We start from the raw sequence: 17,437 nt of genomic DNA on the forward strand, positions 1-17,437 counted from the left end.
GCCACGCCCCTGTGGGGGGCCGTGGCCGGAGTGGTCACTCCCAGACCGGTGCCCGCTCCGCCTCCCGGTAGCGGCGGTCGAACTCGGCCGTGCCGTCGTCCTCCTGCACCTCCAGATCGGCCCCGCGCGGCTGCACCGGCAGGTTGCCCACGTACCTGCACTCCTCGAAGAGCTGCTCGATCCCGGCGTAGCGGCGCACCCTGCCGTCGCCGAGGTGGAAGCCGAGCAGCTTGCGCGACGGCGACGTGGCGAACCCGTCCGGCACCCGCCAGCGCTCCAGCGCCTCCTCGTCGAACTCCACGCCCAATCCGGGCGACTCGGGCACCCTCGCGTAGCCGCCGCTGATCTCGATGGGCGTGGTGATCAGGTCGTCGGCGTAGATGTTGAGGCAGGTGACCGCCGGCCAGCGGGCGTGGGTGAGCACGGCGCCCAGGTGCAGCGTCCACGCCGTGGTCAGTCCCGGCCCGACGATCTGCAGGAACAGGTCCTTGTTGAAGGCCGCGGCCTGCAGGCCCTGCGCGATCGTGCCGGCCACGCCCGCGTTGCACGAGACGAAGCCGTCGATGGCGTCCTCGCGCATCCAGACCGGGAACAGGGTCTTGTTGTAGTGCTCGGCCAGCGGCCGGTCGACGCGGGCGCGCAGCGCCTTCTGACCGGCCACGTCCGACTGGAGCACCGGCGACTCGTAGACCCCGACGCGCGGGCTGCGGTCGAGCTCGCGCAGCACCTCGACGGCCTCGCCCGGCGTGCGCAGCATGCCGTTCCAGTCGAGGTCGAGGACGTAGGTGTCGGGCGTGACGGCGGAGATGGCCGCCACCTGCTCGTGGATGTCGAACCACGGCCTGGCCTTGAGCTTGTGCGCCAGGTAGCCATCGGCCAGCGCGTCCTTGGCCTCCTCCGCCAGCACCCGGGCCGGCATCTTGGTGCTCCACCAGGCCAGCGGGCACCACTGGCGGACCATGGGCTGGCCGAGCAGCTGGTACACGGGCACGCCCAGGGCCTTGCCGACCAGGTCGTAGAGGGCCATCTGGAGACCGGCGCCGAGCGAGTCGTCGCCCATCAGCTCGGCGGGGTGGCGGTCGAGGACCCGGGCCACGGTCGCGTCGGTGGTCCTGGCCCAGGTGTAGTGGGGCAGGCTCTCGCCGTACCCGATGAGGCCGGGGGAGTTGGTGCGGACCCGCACGACCTCCACGACGGCGAACTTGGAGACGAGGATCTCGTTCCACGGCCGCGAGCGTTCCGTGAACGGCACCCGCAGGGTGACGCGCTCGACGGCGGTGACGCGCAGGCTCACGGAGCCTCCTTGGCGATGTTGAGCAGGGAGATGTCGTCGAAGTCCACCGTGACCTCGGCGGCGCTGTCCACCAGGAAGATGAGCTCGACCCCCCCGACGGGGATGTTGCGGGCCTTGTCGGGGATCTCGCAGTCGAGCCGCAGCGGGGTCCAGGTGTCGTTGGCGCGCAGGCTGATCACGGGGGAGCGCACGGAGCTGCTCGGGATGGGGGTGCCGGCGGCGTCGCACAGGTCGAGCGCGAGCTGGACCGACGCCGCGGTGCCCGCCGGGGCCCGGTAGGAGGCGGTGAACCTGGCCAGGCCGGGTGTGACGGCGATCTTCTGGCAGGGCCCGCCCCAGCCGCTGCCGCTCACCCGCAGCACGGCCTGGTCCGGCGGGCGGGAGACGGTCCTGGTGGGGTGGGAGCGCTGCAGCCGCGTCCACGGGGGCAGGCCGGAGGTGAGGTCCGGGTTGACGACGAGGTTGGGCGCGGGCAGGCCGCGCAGCACGAGCGCGGCGTAGGGGTTCGCCGCCGACAGGCTCCTGGCCAGGTCGGTGACCGGGCCGCCTGCGGGCTCGTGGGCGCGGATGTAGCCCACGACACCCCAGTACTCGCCCGCGTTCCAGCCCGTCCAGACCAGGTTGGGGTGGGAGGCGGGGTTCATCTGCAGCACCAGCACCGGATCGGTGGCGAACTCCTTGATCAGCGCCAGCCGCCGCGCCGCCTGGTCCAGCCGCCGCTGATGCGCGTCCGCGCTGCCCTGGAGCATCGCGAGCGCGGCCTCCTGCGTCGCGGGCGGGGTGACCGCGCGCGGGTAGCTGAGCGCCGAGGCCTCGTAGAACTCGTACGCGCGCCGCAGCACCGTCGCCCTGGCCCGCTGCGGCGCCGTGGCCGCCCGTGCCACCACCGAGTCGAGCAGGGTACGGCTGCGCGTCATGTCGCCGTCCTGGACCAGTTCGAGGTAGTGCGGCAGGTTGAAGGTCTGGTAGGTGGCGTTCGGCAGGAACCACGCCGAGCCGGGCACCCGCTCGGCCCAGAACTTCTCCCATAAGTCGAAATATGCCTGCAGATCCCCGGCGGCCGTCTTGCCGACCGCGCGCTCGCACCACTCCCGCTGGAGCGCCACCGGGTCGGCGTCGGCGTTCCACTGCAGCTTGGCGTTCACCCATGGCTTGGGGCCCTCGCCCCAGTTCGGGTAGAGCTCGGCGTAGTGGGCGACGATGCCGCGTGCCTTCGCGTAACGCATGGTCTTGGCGTAGCGGCGGGTGAACATCCTCGGCAGCAGGTACGGCGCGCCGTACAGGTAGTCGTAGAACCCGAGCTGCGAGCTGACCGCCAGCCACCGCTCGACCAGCGCGTGCCCGGCCGACTCGACGGCCGGGTCGGTCCAGGCGTAGCGGTCCTGGGTGAGGAAGGGCACCACCTGCCGGTGCAGCTTGAAGGACGGCGGCGTCTCCAGCTTGCGGTAGGCCAGCAGCCCGAACCGCTTGCCGGGGTACTCCAGCAGCACCCGGCGCACGACCTCGTTGACCCAGGCGTAGTAGGCGGGCACCGGATCGGCCTCGGCGAACCCCTCGCCGTCGTTGACCCCGAGCGAGTACGAGCTCGAGCCGGGGTTGGCGGCGAAGTGCTCCAGGATGCCGGTGACGGCGGCGTCGATCGTGCCGGGCTCGGTGAACACGGGCTGCCAGCCGGTCAGCTTGTCCCTCGGCGGTGGCTTGCCCCCCGGGTAGTACTCGGGGTTCGACAGGCCGTAGCGGTCGACCGGGAAGAGCGCGTGCAGGTTGTGGTGGAAGGCGATGGGCTCGGTCGTGGTGCCCTGCATGCGGTTGCGGCGCGCCCACAGCTGCTGGAGCGGGTAGCGGGTGTCGCGCAGCGGGCTGAAGGAGCGCATGGCGAAGGAGGGCTGCTGGCAGAGCGCGACCGCGGGCACCTCCAGGGCGGACAGGGCGGGAACGTCGTCGCCGTCCGGGCCCGGCATCAGCCAGCGCACCCCGGCGTAGCGCTCCAGGAACTCGCGCACGCCGTTGGCGGTGCCGGTCGGGCTCGGCCCCACCACGGTGAGGCTGCCCTGGTAGGGCCGGATCAGGAAGCCGTCCCTGTCCAGCTTGGCCAGCAGGCCGGGCACGGCGGGGTCGGGTCCCGGCGAGCCCACGTGGACAGGGGTCAGGCCGGGCGCGGCGGTTCTCGGCAGGCGTACCCCGGTGGCGCGCTCGACATAGGCGACCAGCTCGGCGGCGGCCTCCTCGGCGTCGGGCGGGGCGATGACCGCGGCCATCGCCCTGCCGGAACGCACGATCGGCAGGCCCGCCTTGGGGCGGATCCACGGTGTGGCGGCGACGGCCCCGGCGAGGCCGAACAACTGGCGGCGTTTCATGGTCACTTCCCGTATCCGGCGGCGATGCCCTCGATGAGGCGGCTGCTCATCCACAGGTAGAGCAGCAGAAGGGGGATGACGACGATGCAGATCCCGGCGAAGAGCACCGACCAGCGGGCGCCGGTGTACTGCATGGTCTGGATGAAGTTCAGCAACGTCAGCGAGATCGTCTTCTTCTCCTGCAGGAACGACAGGGCGAAGAACGTCTCGCCCCAGTCGCCGATGGCCTGGAGGATGAACAGCGCCAGCAGCCCCGACCTGGTCAGCGGCAGCATGATCCGCCAGTAGGTGCGGTACGGCCCGGAGCCGTCGAGTGCCGCGGCCTCCTCCAGCTCGCGGGGGAGCGAGGAGAAGAAGGCGGTCAGGAAGAAGACGGCGAACGGCAGGTTGGTGGCGATGTAGACGATCAGCAGGCCGCCGAGCGAGTCGATCAGCCCGAGCCGGTCGAGGCCCAGGTAGATCGGGATCATGATGGCCGGGGCGGGGATGCCGAGGCCCAGCGCGAAGAAGATGGTGACCGGGCCGGACAGCCGCCAGCGGAAGCGCGCCAGCACGTACGCGGCGGGCGCGGCCAGCACGATCGTGCCGAGCCCGCTGCCGACCACCAGCAGCAGCGAGTTGAGCACGCCGTCACCGAAGGCGGCGGATGTCCAGGCCTCGCCGTAGTTGCTCCACTGCGGGGAGGCGGGCAGACCCCAGGGGTCCTGGACCACCTCCCGCGTGGTCTTCAGCGACGACAGGGCCATCCAGGCCACGACGAACAGGTCGAACAACGCCAGCGACCAGGCCAGCGGCATGGCGAGGAGTCTCATGTGACCTCCTTGCGTCAGTAGGTGGCCTGCTCGCGGCGGCCCATGACCCGCCGGACCAGGATGGTGAGCACGACCGTGAGCAGCATGGTCAGGACGGCGGCCGCCGAGGCGATGCCATACCTGGGGACGCCGTCGGAGGGGAAGGCGCCGGCGTAGGCGTAGACGGAGAACGTCCACAGGCCGGTCGGCGGCAGGCTGCCGGTCGCGCCGGCGAAGACCAGCACGAACTCGAACGTCTTCAGCGCGCCGATCGCCCACAGCACCGCGCAGACGCCGATGACGTCCCACATCAGCGGCAGCGTGATGTGCCAGAACCGGGTGAGCGGACCGGCGCCGTCGAGCTCGGCGGCCTCGTAGAAGTAGCGGGGGATGCGGTCGGCCGCGGCCATGAAGATGACCGTGTACGTGCCGGCGGCCAGCCACGTCATCCCGGCCATGACCGTGGTGAACATGTTCTCCGGCGCCAGCCACAGCGGCGGTTCGGCGATCCCGAGCGACTTCAGCACCGAGTTGGCCAGCCCGTCGGGGTCCAGCAGGAAGCCCCACAGGATCGCGATCACCAGTCCGGGCACCAGGCTCGGAAAGAAGATCACCGCCCGCACGAACTTCCTGCCGACCATGTCCTGCAGCAGCATGGTCAGCGTGAACGCGATGACGAAGACCGCCGCCCCCACCAGCACCAGGATCTTCATGGTGTTGGCGAAGGAGGTGCCGAAGACGGGGTCGGCGACCATCTCACGGTAGTTGGCCAGCCCCGCCCACTCCATGGCGCCGACCCCGGCCCACTCGTTGAAGCTGATCCAGACCGTGATCACGCTCGGCACGATCATCACCAGCGCGTAGACGAGCAGCGCGGGCAGCAGGAACGGGCCGATCATCCGCCGCCGCGCGGCCTCGAACGGGCTGCCGCCACGCCGTGATCGGGGAGCGGCCTTGACCGGGGGCCGCTCCAGGACCGCGGTCATCCTTTGGACTTCCAGTAGGCGGCCGACTGCTCGGCCATCTGCTTGGTGAAGTCGGCGGCGCCGATCTTGCCGAACAGGAGCTGGTCGCTGAGCGGCAGCAGGACCTTGGTGTTGAAGTCGCTCATGTCCAGCACGTCGGACCTGTTGATCTCGCCGCTGTCGAGGGCGGCCTTCAGATCGGCCACCTGCGGTGCGGCGGGCACGTCCTTGCGCACCGACATCTCCAGCGCCACCCCGGCCACGTTGTCCTGGTACTTCTTCTGCAGGAAGAAGGTCAGGAACTTCTTGGCCGCGTCCGGGTTGGCCGCCTTGACCGGGATGCCGAAGCCGGTCGTGGTGACGTTCATCGTGGGCGCCTTGCCCTCGACCGACGGGAAGCGGAACGCGCGGAACTCCAGCCCAGGCTTGGCGTACGGTGCGACCTCCTTGGGCAGGTAGGTGCCCTGGTAGAGGAAGTCGGACTCGCCGTTGGCCCACTTCTGCTGCATGGCGGGGAACTTGGCGGCGTTGAAGCCGTCGGGGAAGTAGCCGCCCTTGGCCAGCGCCTCCACCATCTGGGCCGCCTTGAGCACCTCGGGCTTGAGCCAGCCCTGGCCGCTCTTGTCGGGGGCCAGCGCGTGCCAGCCCTCGTCGCCCATGATCGCGCGGCCGAAGTGCTCCAGGTAGCGCATGTTGTAGTTGGGGATGCTGCCGTCCTGGCCGAGCGGCCTGCGGCCCTGGGCCTTGCGCTCGTCGAGGACCTTCACGAACTCCTCCCAGGTCTTCGGCGTGGTGGGGAAGTCCTTGCCGTTGTAGAACCACCCGTAGGTGGACACCTGGTACGGGAGCTGGGCCAGCACGCCCTGGGAAGAGGTGGCCATGCGCTTGTAGGCGTCTCCGACGGTCTGCCCGACCGTGGCCTGCTCGCCCTGGACCGTGGCCGCGTACACGTCGGACAGGTCGAGCGCGCCCTTGGCGGCGGCGAACTGGCGGGTCAGCTCCCTGTTGTTGCCCTCGATCAGGTCGGCGGGCACGTTGGCGGTGTTCAGGCTGGGCAGGAACGACTTCATCGCGGTGCGGCCCTTCCACTGCACCCTGACCTTGACGCCGGTGGCCTTCTCGAAGTCCTTGAACGCCTCGGCCAGCACCTTCTGGTTCGGCTCGCCTTCCGACCACATGCTCCAGACGCGCAGTTCCGCCGCCTTCTCGCCGCTTCCTCCGGAGCCGCAGGCGGTGGCGGCCAGGGGGAGGGCGAGCAGGCTCGCAGCGATTCTTAACCTCATGTTTCTTGCCTCTCGCCAAGTAAGACATAGGACAGACCATCGTGTGTGCTCACGGTACAGCGCAATGCTGGTGGGTCAATAGCCCACTTGACGGACATGTCGCCGAGGCATACATTCCGCTCAATCTTCCGTCCTAGGTCCTACTTGAAAGGACTTATCGTGACTTCAACGGATCGACGGCGTGTGCTGGGGTTGCTGGGAGTGTCGGCGGTGGCGGCGGTCCCGCTGGCCGCGAGCCCCGCTCAGGCCCAGACCCGGTTCAAGGAGAACGACCTCAACGTCTACCCCGCCTCCGCGTTCGGGGCCGTGAGCAACGGCACCACCGACGACTCCGCGGCGTTACAACGCGCGATCGACGCCGCCTCCGCCGGTGGCGGCGGGTCGGTGCACCTCGGCGCGGGCAAGCGTTACCTGCTCGGCGCCCCTTTGCGCCTCAAGAACGGGGTGAGCCTGCAGTCGGAGCGGAGCCGGGCCACGCTCGTGCTCTCGGCCGGATACAGCCAGACCCACGTGATCGACGGGAGCGGGCAGTCCGTCGTGGGCCTGCGGAACCTGGCGATCCTCTGCGACGACCGGGCCGCCCTGACGCGGGCCGTACATCTGACGGGCTGCCAGGACGTGCTGATCGAGAACGTGCACCTGGACGGACTCAAGGCCGGCGCGTACGAACCCCTGCCCGGCACCGCCTCCACCGCGCTGCTGCGGCTGACCGACTGCCACCGCGTCCACGTCGGCGGCTGCCGGATCAGCAAGGCCTACGTCGGGATCAACGTCAACGGCAACGGAACCAACATCACCGTCGACGACTGCGACTTCCAGGACGTCACCCAGTTCGGCCTGCACGTGCTCGGCAACACCGAGTCGCACACCGAGTACCTCACCGTCAGCCGCAACCGGCTCGAACGCATCGGCGGCAAGCCCGGCCAGGTCGGCTACCCGATCTACATCACCTGCGGCGGCAACAACCCCGCCGCGCACAAGCACCGCTTCGTCCGCGCGATGGACAACCTGGTCATCGGCAACAAGCTCGCCTACGGCCAGGGCGGCAACGCCGACCTGCTCGCCGTCTACGACATCTTCGACGGCATCTTCGAGCGCAACACGCTCTTCTACGGCGGCGACGCCGGCCTGTCCACCGACCGCTGCAGGAAGCTGGTCATCTCCGACAACATCGTCGGCCACTGCAACACCGTCGGCATCAACGTCTGGCAGTCCAACGACGTCACCGTCACCGGCAACGTCGTCTACAACAACCACCAGAACTACGGCGGCGGCCTCAGCAACGAGCCGCGCGGCGGCATCAGGACCTACGCCCGCACCGGCTTCAAGGCCGAGAACGTGGTCATCAGCGGCAACCGCAGCTTCGACGACCAGGAGGTCAAGACCCAGGACTACGGCATCTTCATCCACGCCAGGACCCGCGGCGTGGACATCGGCGCCAACACGCTCACCGGCAACAAGGAGGGCATGTTCCGCACCGGCACGCAGGAGGACATCAGCTACTCCTTCACCGTCACCCGCACCGCCGCGCCCACCGAGGGCTGGTGGGAGAAGGGCATGGTCGTCCAGAACCGCAACCCCGCCGTCGGTCAGCCGTTCGGCTGGGTGTGCACGGTCTCCGGCAAGCCCGGCACCTGGCTGCCCCTCCCAGGTCCGGCCTGATGGACCGCCGCGCCCTGTTCGGCGGCACCGCCGCGCTGGCCGCGAGCGGGCTCGTGCTCACCGCCCCCGGCGACCCGTCCGGCCTCTATGTGGAACGGCTCGGCGCCCGGCAGCTCATGGTCTGGACCCGCGAACCCGGCCACCTGTGGATCCGCTACGACCTGCGCCACTTCACCGACACCACCAAGCGCATGGACGCCTGGCGCATCCAGGAGATCACCGCTGTACGGCAGGCGGGCCCGCCTCCGGCCACTGCCCAAGGCATCCAGCTGGCCACCGCCGCCGCGTACCCGTATGCCATCAAGCCTGCCGGCGCGCCCGACCACTTCGGCGGGCTCCACGGCGACGAGCTGCTGCGGAGTCTGCTCTTCCTCGTGGACGGCCGCGCCGCCGCCCCGTCCGGCATCCTTCAGGCGGGGGAGTTCGAGCTGACCCAGGACACCCAGGTGCTCGATCCGGCCGCCGAGGCGCCGACGGTCCTCGGTGACATGAACGTGCGGCACATCTTCACCGCGGCCGGGATGCGGATCCGGTGGGTGCTGCGGTGGCGGGCGGCGCGGGCCATCGAGTACGCCTACGGGGCCATGCTTCCGGCGGTCAGAGCCGACGGGGTGACCACCCGGTTCCGCTATCTGGACCAGGCTGTCGAGCACAAGATCGGCACCTCGGGGCATCGGGCGCCGCCTGCCGACAGCTACGGCGCCGAGCTGTACAACACCGTCAACGGGGCGACGATGTCGGTCGAGGTCGAGCCCGGCTTCTTCAACGGCTACGCGCAGTCGGACGGGCGCGGGGTCTGGGTGTACGACGGCGACACGTACAACAAGGTCTACCCGACCCGGGTCAGCAAGCCGGGCAGCGAGCAGGTGGCGCCCGGAGACATCTGGCGGCTGGACGCGGTGTACCGCTTCCGCTACCCGGAATGACCTTCCCGTAGATGCCGGGACCGTTCTTGTGGGTGACCCGGGGTGGGCGGGACCGTTTCGTAGGTGACCGGGGCGGGAGGGGGATGCGGTATTTCTCCCTCCCGCCCCGGTTTTCCCTGCCTTTAGCGGCCTCGGAAGGCAGGGAAATCTGGGGGGCCTCAGGCAGGCCCGAGGCGCGGGCTTTGTGGTCAGGCGGGCTCGGTGGTCAGGGGGCCTTGGTGGTCAGGCGGGCTTGGTGGTCAGGCGGGCTTGGTGGGGGCGCCGCCGTTGCGGGCGGACTCGTACACGGCCAGGACCAGTGCCAGCGCGGCCCGCCCGTCGGCCGAGGTGACCTCGGGGGCGCGCCCCTCGGTGGCCGCGGCGATGAAGTCGGTGAGCTGGGCGCGGTGCGACTCGGGACCCAGGCGGGCGGGGGAGTTCGCGGCCCGGTCCTCCTCACCCACCCGGAAGCTGGTGGGCACCTCGTTGTCCACGATCGCGTGCCCGGCGTCGCCGTGGACGGAGACGCGCACGCTGGCCCCGCCGTACGCGGCGGTGCTGGCGAAGACGCGGCCGAGCGCGCCGTTCGCGAACCGGATCGCGGCCACGACCGTGTCCTCGACCTCGATGTTCTCGTGCGCGAGCAGCCCCGAGTAGGCGCTGACCGACTCCGCGGGCCCGAGCAGGGCCAGCAGCAGGTCCACCACGTGCACGCCCTGGTTCATGAGCGCGCCGCCGCCGTCCATCGCCCAGGTGCCGCGCCAGCCGCCCGAGTCGTAGTACGACTGGGGACGCCACAGCGTGACCTCGGCCGTCCCGGACGTCAGCCGGCCCAGTTCGCCGCCGTCCACGGCCGCCCTCACCGCGCGGAAAGACGGCTCGAAGCGGCGCTGGCTGATCACGGTCACGCTCTTGCCGCTCTCGCGCTCGGCCGCGATGATCCGGTCGGCCGCGGCGAGAGAGATGTCGATGGGCTTCTCGACGACCACGTGCTTGCCCGCCTTCAGCGCGGGCACGGCCGCGTCCGCGTGCAGGCCGCTGGGCAGGCAGATCACCACGGCGTCCACGTCGTCGCGGGCGTAGAGCTCCTGCGTCGAGCCGAGCGCGTCGCAGCCGTGCTTTCCGGCGAGCTCGCTGGCCCGCGCCAGGTCGTTGTCGGCGACGGCGACGAGCTCCGCCGTTCCTGCCATGTCCGCGATGAGCCTGGCGTGCAAGCCGCCGATGACTCCGCTCCCGACGATCCCGAACCGCACGGACCACCTCCACGTCGTAACTTATGACCTAGGACTCTAGATGTCTCCCGGGAAATAGGTCAATATGCCGGTATAACGAGAGAAGGAGTGCACCATGAGGCTCGGACTGATCGGGCTCGACAACACCCACGCCGACCACGCCATCCGCCACCTCAACACCGAGCGCGCCCTGGGCGACGTCCGCATCGTGGCTCTTTGCGGAGGTACGGCGGAGCGCACCGCCCAGCTCTCCGGCCAGGGCGGCGTCGAGTTCGGCGTGGACCGGCCCGAGGACCTGATCGGCCGGATCGACGCGGCCATCGTCATGGACAGGGACGGCGACCTGCACAGGCCGCACGCCGAGCCCCTGCTCAAGGCGGGCGTGCCGGTCTTCGTGGACAAGCCGCTGGCCGGGAACTCGGCCGACGCCGAGGCGATCCTGGCCGCGGCCAGGACGGGCGGCGTACTCGTGACCTCCTCCAGCGCGCTGCGCTGGGCGGTGGAGGCGATGCGCGACCGGCTGGAGGCGCTCGGGCCGATCCGCTCGGTGGTCGCCACCGGTCCCGTGCAGCGCGAGAGCCCGTACGGCGGAGTGGCCTTTTACGGCGTGCACGTCGTGGAGATGGCCCTGCACCTGCTGCCCCCGCCCGAGGGCGAGCCGCAGATCTCGGTGCTGCCCGGCGGGGTGCTGGCCGTGGCGCGGGCGGGCGCCGCTCACGCGGTGCTCAACCTGGTCGAGCGCGACGCCGACGGCGCGGTGCCCTTCGCCGTGCAGGTGACGGGCACCCGGGGGGTCCTCGCCGAGCAGCTCTCGCTGGGCAAGGACTACACGCTCCCCGCGCTGCGCAGGTTCGCCGAGATGGTGGAGAGCGGGAAGCGGCCCCTGGACGAGGAGGCCCTGCTGGCGCCGGTCCGTCTGCTGGAGTCGCTCACCCGCGCAGTGCCTCCGCGATGAACACGTCGATCTCGGCCTGCGCCCGCGCGCTGTCCTTGCTGCCCGGCTCGTAGAAGAAGCCGTGCTCGGCGCCCGGCAGCAGCACCACGCGGGCGCCGGGGAGCATCCCGGCCAGTTCGCGCACGTGCTCGTGCGGGAAGAAGCGCTCCTTGCCGACCACGATGAACAGCATGGGCGGCGCGGTGGCCGGGTCGGCGTGGTGCGCGGGCGAGGCGGCGGCGTAGTCGCCGCCGGCCAGGTGCTCGACGGCCGCGTGGATCTCGGGGTCCATCCCCGGCCAGGGCCGCAGGCTCGCGCCAGGCCCGTTGACGCTGACGCACCCGGCGGGCTCCAGGCCGTTGGGCGACAGCGACAGCAGCGTGGCCAGGTGGGCCCCGGCCGAGCTGCCGACGAGGAACACCGGCAGCCCGCCGAGTCCGCGCTGGTCCAGATGGGTCAGGAACCGCCGGTAACCATCGGCGACGTCGTCCAGCAGCGCGGGCAGCCGCTCGCCCACCCGGTAGCCGAGCGAGGCGCTGATGACGCCGCGCGCCCCGGCCCGCCGCATCTGCCTGTGCCACTGGGCGGCCTCGCCCGCGCGCCAGCCGCCGCCGTGCACGAAGCACAGCGCGTAGGGTGCGTGCGCGGCCGGTGGGTGCAGCAGGTCGAGCCGGCGGCGCGGGTGCGGCGGGCCGTCGTACGGCAGGACACGAATGCTCATGGCTAGATCCTAGGTCCTAAGTTTGGAGGACGGCAGATGACGGATGTGCGCATCAGACAGGCCGGTGCCGACTTCAGGGAGGTGATTCTCGACCACCCCCTCAGGCTGGCCGGCGCCACGGTCGACCGGTTCACGCTCGCGGTGGTGACGGTCGAGGTGGAGACCTCGGACGGGCGCCCGGCCGAGGGGGTCGGCGCGAGCGTGCTGTCGGTCCCGTGGGCCTGGCCGCGTTCGCCGCTGAGCTGGCACGCGCGCGACCAGGCGCTGCGCGACATGGTCACCGGCCTGTGCGCGGACGCCGGGTCCGCCGCGGGCGACCCGCTGGAGATCTGCGCCGAGCTGGAGGCGCGCCTGTCCGGGCCGCGTGGGGTGCCGAGGCTGGCGGCGTCGCTGGTGCTCGGGGCGGTGGACAACGCGGTGCACGACGCCTGGGCCCGCGCGGCGGGCCGCCCGGCCCCCGGGCTGTACCAGGAGGCGCTGGCCGACCCCCGGCTGACGGCCCTGCTGAAGGAGGGGCTCGGCGAGCCCAGGACCCGCCTGCCCGTCCAGCACGTGGTGGGCGTCGGCGACCCGCTCGACGAGGTACGCGCCTGGCTGGAACGCGACGGCATGCGGCACGTCAAGGTCAAGGTCGCCGGCCAGGACCCGAAGGCCGACGCCGCCCGGATTACCGCGATCCACGCCCTGCTCGACAGCGGCGGAAGTGTCTCCGTGGACCCGAACGAGGGCTGCGAAAGCGCGGCCGACGCCGCCGCGATGCTGGACGCCCTGCCGTCCGAGGTCCTGGCCGACGTGGCCTACCTGGAGCAGCCCGTGCCCAGGGACGCCGCCCCGGACCCCGTCGGCATGCGCGAACTGGCCCGCCGCGCCCCCGTCCTGGCCGACGAGTCGCTGGCCGGCGTCGCCGACCTCGACCGGCTCGCGGCGGGCGGCTGGAGCGGCGTGGTCGTCAAGGCCGCCAAGGGCCAGAGCCTCGCCCTGCGCAGCTGGGCCTATGCCAGGGAGCACGGCCTGGCCGTGATGGTCCAGGACCTCACCGCCGTGGACCTGGCCCTCGCGCACTCGGCCCGGCTGGCCGCGACCCTGCCCTGGTCGTGGTCGCCGTTCGAGTGCAACAGCAGGCAGTACGCGCCACGGGCCAACGACGGCCTGAAGTTCATGGCGGTCCAGGACGGGCAGATCACCCTGGAGGCGCCACGCCCCGGCATCTATTGAAATAGGACCTAGGTCTTTTCTTCCGGCCGATGTCCGCTTAGAGTCGGGGCCGTGCGAGTGGCATGGATAGGCACCGGACTGATGGGCGAGCCGATGGCACGACGCGTGCTGGAGGCGGGCCACCAGGTCACGGTCTTCAACAGGACAGCGGCCAGGACAGCGGACCTGGCCTCCAGGGGAGCCGAGGTCGCCGATTCGGTCGCCGCGGCCGTGGCGGGCAGCGAGGTGGTGGTCACGATGCTGCCCTACCCGGCCGACGTCGAGCGGGTCTACACCGAGGTCTTCGAGCACGCGGGGGCGGATCTGGTCGCCGTGGACTGCTCCACCTCCTCGCCGGCCCTGGCCCGGGACCTGGCCGGCCGGGGCGCGGCGCGCGGCGTCGCCGTCCTGGACGCGCCGGTCAGCGGCGGCCCCGCCGGAGCCCAGGCCGGCACGCTGTCGGTGATGGTCGGCGGTGATGCCACGGCTCTGGAGCGGATCGGGCCGGTGCTCGCGGCCGTCGCCGGCACCGTGGTGTATCACGGCGGGCCGGGCGCCGGGCAACTGGCCAAGCTGGTCAACCAGACGCTGGTGGCCGGGGTGACGCTGGCCGCCTGCGAGGCGTACGCGCTGGCCGAGCACGGCGGGCTCGACATCGAGAAGGTCCTGGCCTCCGTACGGCCGGGCGTCGCCGGCTCACCGCTGCTGGACTTCCTGTGGGGCAAGCTGCGCGCGGGCGACCTGGAGCCGGGCTTCAAGCTCGACCACTTCATCAAGGACCTCACACTGGCGGGCGAGGCAGGGGGCGGGCTGGAGCTGTCTGGCCTGGCCAACGTGATCGAGGTGGCCGAGCGGGTCAGAGCCGTCCACGGCGGCGACCGGGGCACGCAGGCGCTGATCAAGGCGGCCGAATGATCATCGACTCGCACGTGCACGTAGGCACCTGGAAGTATCCCGAAATTTCGGCTTACCTCCCGGAGCTGGCCGAGGTCGACGCCGCCGTCCTCGTGCAGTTCGTCGGCAACACCGACAACTCCTACCTGCTGCGCTGCGCCGAGGCCCACCCGGGCAGGTTCGCGGTCATCGCCATGGTCGACACCGAGACGCACGGTGCGCCCGCGCACGTCGCCCGCCTGGCCGCCTCCCCCCACGTCAAGGGCGTGCGGCTGTGGGCGGCCACCCGCTCACCCGGCCCCGACCCCTACGCGCTGTGGCGCGCCATCGCCGCCGCCGGGCTCGTGGCCAGCGTGCGCGGCCCGCTCGCCGACATCGCCGACCCGGCCTTCGCCACGCTGCTCGACGAGGTGCCCGGCCTCACGGTACGGCTGGAGCACCTCGGCTTCACCACTTACCCCGACGCCGACCCCGCCCACTTCAGCGGCTTCCTGGCGCTGGCCGAACGCCCGCTCGTCCACACCATGTGGGCGGGCTTCCACGCCAACAGCGGCCGGCCGTACCCGCACCCCGACGCCGACCCCTTCCTGCGCGAGGCGGTCGCCGCCTACGGCGCCCGGCGCATCACCTGGAGCGGCGACTGGAACCGTCCCGACCCCGCGCCCGGCGACTACAAGTCCGCGATCAACCACGTGCTGGAGCGCCCCTACCTCACCGACGAGGACAAGCGCTGGATCCTCGGCGGCGCATCGGCCGCGCTGTTCGGCATGGGCGGATGACGCCCCGGCTGGGCATCGTCGGCCCCGGCGCCATCGCGGAGCAACACGCCGCCGCCCTCACCGCGGCCGGCGCGGACCTGGCCGCCGTCGCCGGTCCCGACCGCGAGCGGGCCGCCGCGTTCGCCGCGCGCTTCGGGATCAAGCAGGTGTACGGCACGGCCGACGACCTCTACGCCCACCCCGGTCTCGACGCGGTCGTCATCGCCACCCCGCACGCCCACCACGCCGCGCAGACCCTGGCCGCGCTCGACGCCGGCCTGCACGTGCTGTGTGAGATCCCGCTGGCCCTGAGCCTGGCCGACGCCGAGGCGGTGGCCGAGCGGGCACGCGCCACCGGCAGGCAGGTCGCGGTGGCGCACACGCTGCGGTTCTGCCTGCCGTACCTGCGCATGCGGGAGGAGATCGAGCGGGGCAGGCTGAGCGTCACGCACGTGGTGGCGCGCACGCTGATGCTGCGCCAGGACGACACCGGCATGGGCGGACGGCCCCGCGACTGGACCGACGACGTGCTCTGGCACCACGGCGCGCACACCGTGGACGCCGCGCTATGGCTACTCGGCGCAAAACGGGCCGATGTGTACGGGGTTCGTGGCGAGCCGTGGCAGGGTGGGCCGCCCATGGACGCCGGAGCGGTGCTGCGGGCGCCCGGCGGCGCTCTGGCCACGATCGCGCTGTCCTACCACTCGCGGCTGCCCGCCCGCGAGCTGACCGTCATCGGGGAAGAGCGCACCCTGCACCTGTCCGGCGGCTTGCTGCGCGAGCACGACGGCACGGTCCTGCTCGACTGCGGCGACCGGATGGAAGCCGACGGCCTGGCCCGCCAGGACGCCGACTTCCTCGACGCGATCACCCACGGACGGCCGCCCGGCTGCTCCGCGGCCGACATCCTGCCCGCGACGCGGGTGCTGCACGAGTGGGGAGCACGATGAACGAACTCGCCGCCATGGTCGCCGATGAGGCCGCGCTGGCGCTGCGCACGGCCAGGCTGGCACTGCTGCCGATCGGCGCGACCGAACAGCACGGCAGGCACCTGACGCTGGAGACCGACTTCGCCATCGCCGCCGCGTTCGCCCGCAGGCTCGCCGCCGACCTCGGTCCCGACGCGGTGTTGTGTCCCGGCGTGCCGTACGGGCTGTCGGAGCACCACCTGGGTTTCCCCGGGACGATGACGTTGCGGCCGGAGACGTTGCTGGCCCTGCTGCGCGACCTGGCCGAGTCGCTGGCCGAGGCGGGCGTGCGCAAGGTCCTCGTGGTCAACGGCCACGGCGGCAACGTCGACGCCGTACGGCTGGCCGCCCGCGTCCTGCGCCGCGACCACCAGGTGACGATGGCCCACGTGATGTGGGCGGGCCTGGCCGGCGACGTCATCGCCGAACTCATGGGCAGCGAACGCTACGGCCACGCCTGCGAAGGCGAGACCTCGGTGGCCATGGTGCTCGCGCCGCACCTCGTACGCGCCGACCGGATCGGCCCGCCGGCCGACCCGCTGCCGGTGCTCCCGCACGCCGCCCCGCCCGCGCCGAGGGTGGACCTGGCGCTCGCCTACCACCGCCTGTCGGCCACGGGCGCGCTGGGCGACGCCAGGCTGGCCACGCCCGAGATGGGCCACAAGATCGTCGACACCGCCTATGGCCGGGCGCTGGAGTTCGCCCGCGCCTTCGCCGAGGAGGAATGATGCGCGTCCTGGTCGCCGGCGGCTCCGGGGCGGTCGGCGCGCTGGTGCTGCCCGCCCTGGCCGCCCGCCACACGGTGCGCGTCCTGGATCTGCGCCCGCCCGCCGAGCCCGTCGGATACGTGGAGTTCGTCGAGGGCAGCGTCACCGACCCGGCCGCGCTGAAGCGGGCGGCCGACGGCCAGGACGCCCTCGTCTACCTGGCCATGGGCAGGAAGACGGGCTGGCGCGACGGCCTCGAATGGGCGCGTACCCACTTCACCGTCAGCGTGACCGGCCTCTACCTGACCGTCGAGGCGTGCGTGGCGGCCGGCGTCCGGCACGTCGTCTACGCCAGCAGCATGTCCGTCTTCGCCGACTACCAGTCCCGCGACTACACCACCGACCCCGAGCCCGACAACACCGACGCCTACGGCCTCAGCAAGCGCCTGGGTGAGCAGGTGTGCGCCGCGGCCGTCACCGCCCACGGCCTGACCGCGACCGCGTTGCGCCTGGTCGGGCCGATGAGCGACGACGAGTGGCTGGCGCCGGACGTCTCCCCGGTGATGACGGCCGGCAGCGACGTGGCCGCCGCCTTCCTGGCCGCCCTGGACCACCCGCGGCCCGGCTTCGCCGCGTACACGATCACCGGCGACCACGAGCGGCGGATCCTCGACTGGACACCGGCCGAACGCGACCTCGGATGGAGTCCCGCCGCCCGCCGGTGACCGGCCGTTGGCGTCCCTCTATCCTTAAAGCGTCATATCCTGTGAAC

16 protein-coding genes are annotated in these 17,437 nt (G+C 71.7%); 9 read left to right on the plus strand and 7 right to left on the minus strand.

The window, feature by feature from the left end; genetic code table 11:
• Window positions 1–34: 34 nt before the first annotated feature.
• From HNR40_RS53885 to HNR40_RS37725, 5 genes are read right to left on the minus strand one after another with little or no spacing between them, the layout of a single operon-like run.
• Window positions 35–1,294, minus strand: coding sequence for a mandelate racemase/muconate lactonizing enzyme family protein (locus tag HNR40_RS53885; protein ID WP_221341315.1), 1,260 nt, complete (start codon window positions 1,292–1,294; stop codon window positions 35–37).
• Window positions 1,291–3,651 carry a DUF4838 domain-containing protein gene (locus HNR40_RS53890; RefSeq protein ID WP_221341316.1) on the minus strand — a complete coding sequence of 787 codons (2,361 nt, stop codon included), beginning with the start codon at window positions 3,649–3,651 and terminating at the stop codon, window positions 1,291–1,293. Before HNR40_RS53890 ends, HNR40_RS53885 begins: the two co-directional genes overlap by 4 nt.
• Window positions 3,652–3,653: 2 nt before the next feature.
• Window positions 3,654–4,463, minus strand: coding sequence for a carbohydrate ABC transporter permease (locus tag HNR40_RS37715; RefSeq protein WP_184970099.1), 810 nt, complete (start codon window positions 4,461–4,463; stop codon window positions 3,654–3,656).
• Window positions 4,464–4,477: 14 nt separating this feature from the next.
• Window positions 4,478–5,428, minus strand: a complete 951-nt coding sequence (locus HNR40_RS37720) for a carbohydrate ABC transporter permease (protein WP_221341317.1) — start codon at window positions 5,426–5,428, stop codon at window positions 4,478–4,480.
• The gene (locus HNR40_RS37725) at window positions 5,425–6,690 is read right to left on the minus strand and encodes an ABC transporter substrate-binding protein (protein WP_184970100.1); all 1,266 of its coding nucleotides are present in this window, start codon (window positions 6,688–6,690) and stop codon (window positions 5,425–5,427) included. Before HNR40_RS37725 ends, HNR40_RS37720 begins: the two co-directional genes overlap by 4 nt.
• A gap of 159 nt (window positions 6,691–6,849) precedes the next feature.
• Here HNR40_RS37725 and HNR40_RS37730 point away from each other — a divergent pair, with 159 nt between their 5' ends.
• Window positions 6,850–8,352: a right-handed parallel beta-helix repeat-containing protein gene (locus HNR40_RS37730; protein WP_184970102.1), complete on the plus strand. Its 1,503-nt coding sequence runs from the start codon at window positions 6,850–6,852 to the stop codon at window positions 8,350–8,352.
• Window positions 8,352–9,278, plus strand: a complete 927-nt coding sequence (locus HNR40_RS37735; RefSeq protein WP_184970104.1) for a hypothetical protein — start codon at window positions 8,352–8,354, stop codon at window positions 9,276–9,278. The genes HNR40_RS37730 and HNR40_RS37735 overlap by 1 nt, the downstream gene beginning before the upstream one ends.
• Before the next feature lie 239 nt (window positions 9,279–9,517).
• Here the strand turns inward: HNR40_RS37735 and HNR40_RS37740 are convergent, their stop codons facing one another.
• Entirely contained in the window at window positions 9,518–10,510 is a 993-nt protein-coding gene (locus tag HNR40_RS37740; RefSeq protein WP_184970106.1) for a Gfo/Idh/MocA family protein, read from the minus strand.
• A 94-nt stretch (window positions 10,511–10,604) separates the two neighbouring features.
• Between HNR40_RS37740 and HNR40_RS37745 the strand changes: the two genes are divergently transcribed.
• Window positions 10,605–11,444, plus strand: coding sequence for a Gfo/Idh/MocA family oxidoreductase (locus HNR40_RS37745; RefSeq protein WP_184970109.1), 840 nt, complete (start codon window positions 10,605–10,607; stop codon window positions 11,442–11,444).
• On the opposite strand, the gene HNR40_RS37750 is transcribed toward HNR40_RS37745, so the two are convergent.
• Entirely contained in the window at window positions 11,419–12,144 is a 726-nt protein-coding gene (locus tag HNR40_RS37750) for an alpha/beta hydrolase (protein ID WP_184970111.1), read from the minus strand. The genes HNR40_RS37745 and HNR40_RS37750 overlap by 26 nt on opposite strands.
• Window positions 12,145–12,180: 36 nt before the next feature.
• Between HNR40_RS37750 and HNR40_RS37755 the strand changes: the two genes are divergently transcribed.
• The 6 genes from HNR40_RS37755 to HNR40_RS37780 are packed head-to-tail and all read left to right on the plus strand — an operon-like array spanning window position 12,181 to window position 17,390.
• A complete protein-coding gene (locus tag HNR40_RS37755; RefSeq protein WP_184970113.1) occupies window positions 12,181–13,359 on the plus strand; it encodes an enolase C-terminal domain-like protein in 1,179 nt (392 codons plus the stop codon).
• Window positions 13,360–13,410: 51 nt separating this feature from the next.
• The gene (locus HNR40_RS57520; protein WP_184970115.1) at window positions 13,411–14,253 is read left to right on the plus strand and encodes an NAD(P)-dependent oxidoreductase; all 843 of its coding nucleotides are present in this window, start codon (window positions 13,411–13,413) and stop codon (window positions 14,251–14,253) included.
• The gene (locus HNR40_RS37765; RefSeq protein WP_184970117.1) at window positions 14,250–15,011 is read left to right on the plus strand and encodes an amidohydrolase family protein; all 762 of its coding nucleotides are present in this window, start codon (window positions 14,250–14,252) and stop codon (window positions 15,009–15,011) included. Before HNR40_RS57520 ends, HNR40_RS37765 begins: the two co-directional genes overlap by 4 nt.
• A complete protein-coding gene (locus HNR40_RS37770; protein ID WP_184970119.1) occupies window positions 15,008–15,940 on the plus strand; it encodes a Gfo/Idh/MocA family protein in 933 nt (310 codons plus the stop codon). Before HNR40_RS37765 ends, HNR40_RS37770 begins: the two co-directional genes overlap by 4 nt.
• On the plus strand, window positions 15,937–16,686 hold the full coding sequence (locus HNR40_RS37775) for a creatininase family protein (protein ID WP_184970121.1): 750 nt from the start codon (window positions 15,937–15,939) through the stop codon (window positions 16,684–16,686). Before HNR40_RS37770 ends, HNR40_RS37775 begins: the two co-directional genes overlap by 4 nt.
• Entirely contained in the window at window positions 16,683–17,390 is a 708-nt protein-coding gene (locus tag HNR40_RS37780) for an NAD-dependent epimerase/dehydratase family protein (RefSeq protein ID WP_184970123.1), read from the plus strand. The genes HNR40_RS37775 and HNR40_RS37780 overlap by 4 nt, the downstream gene beginning before the upstream one ends.
• Window positions 17,391–17,437: the final 47 nt, after the last annotated feature.

This window comes from Nonomuraea endophytica (genome assembly GCF_014203235.1).
In the GTDB taxonomy this organism is placed as follows: Bacteria; Actinomycetota; Actinomycetes; order Streptosporangiales; family Streptosporangiaceae; genus Nonomuraea; species Nonomuraea endophytica.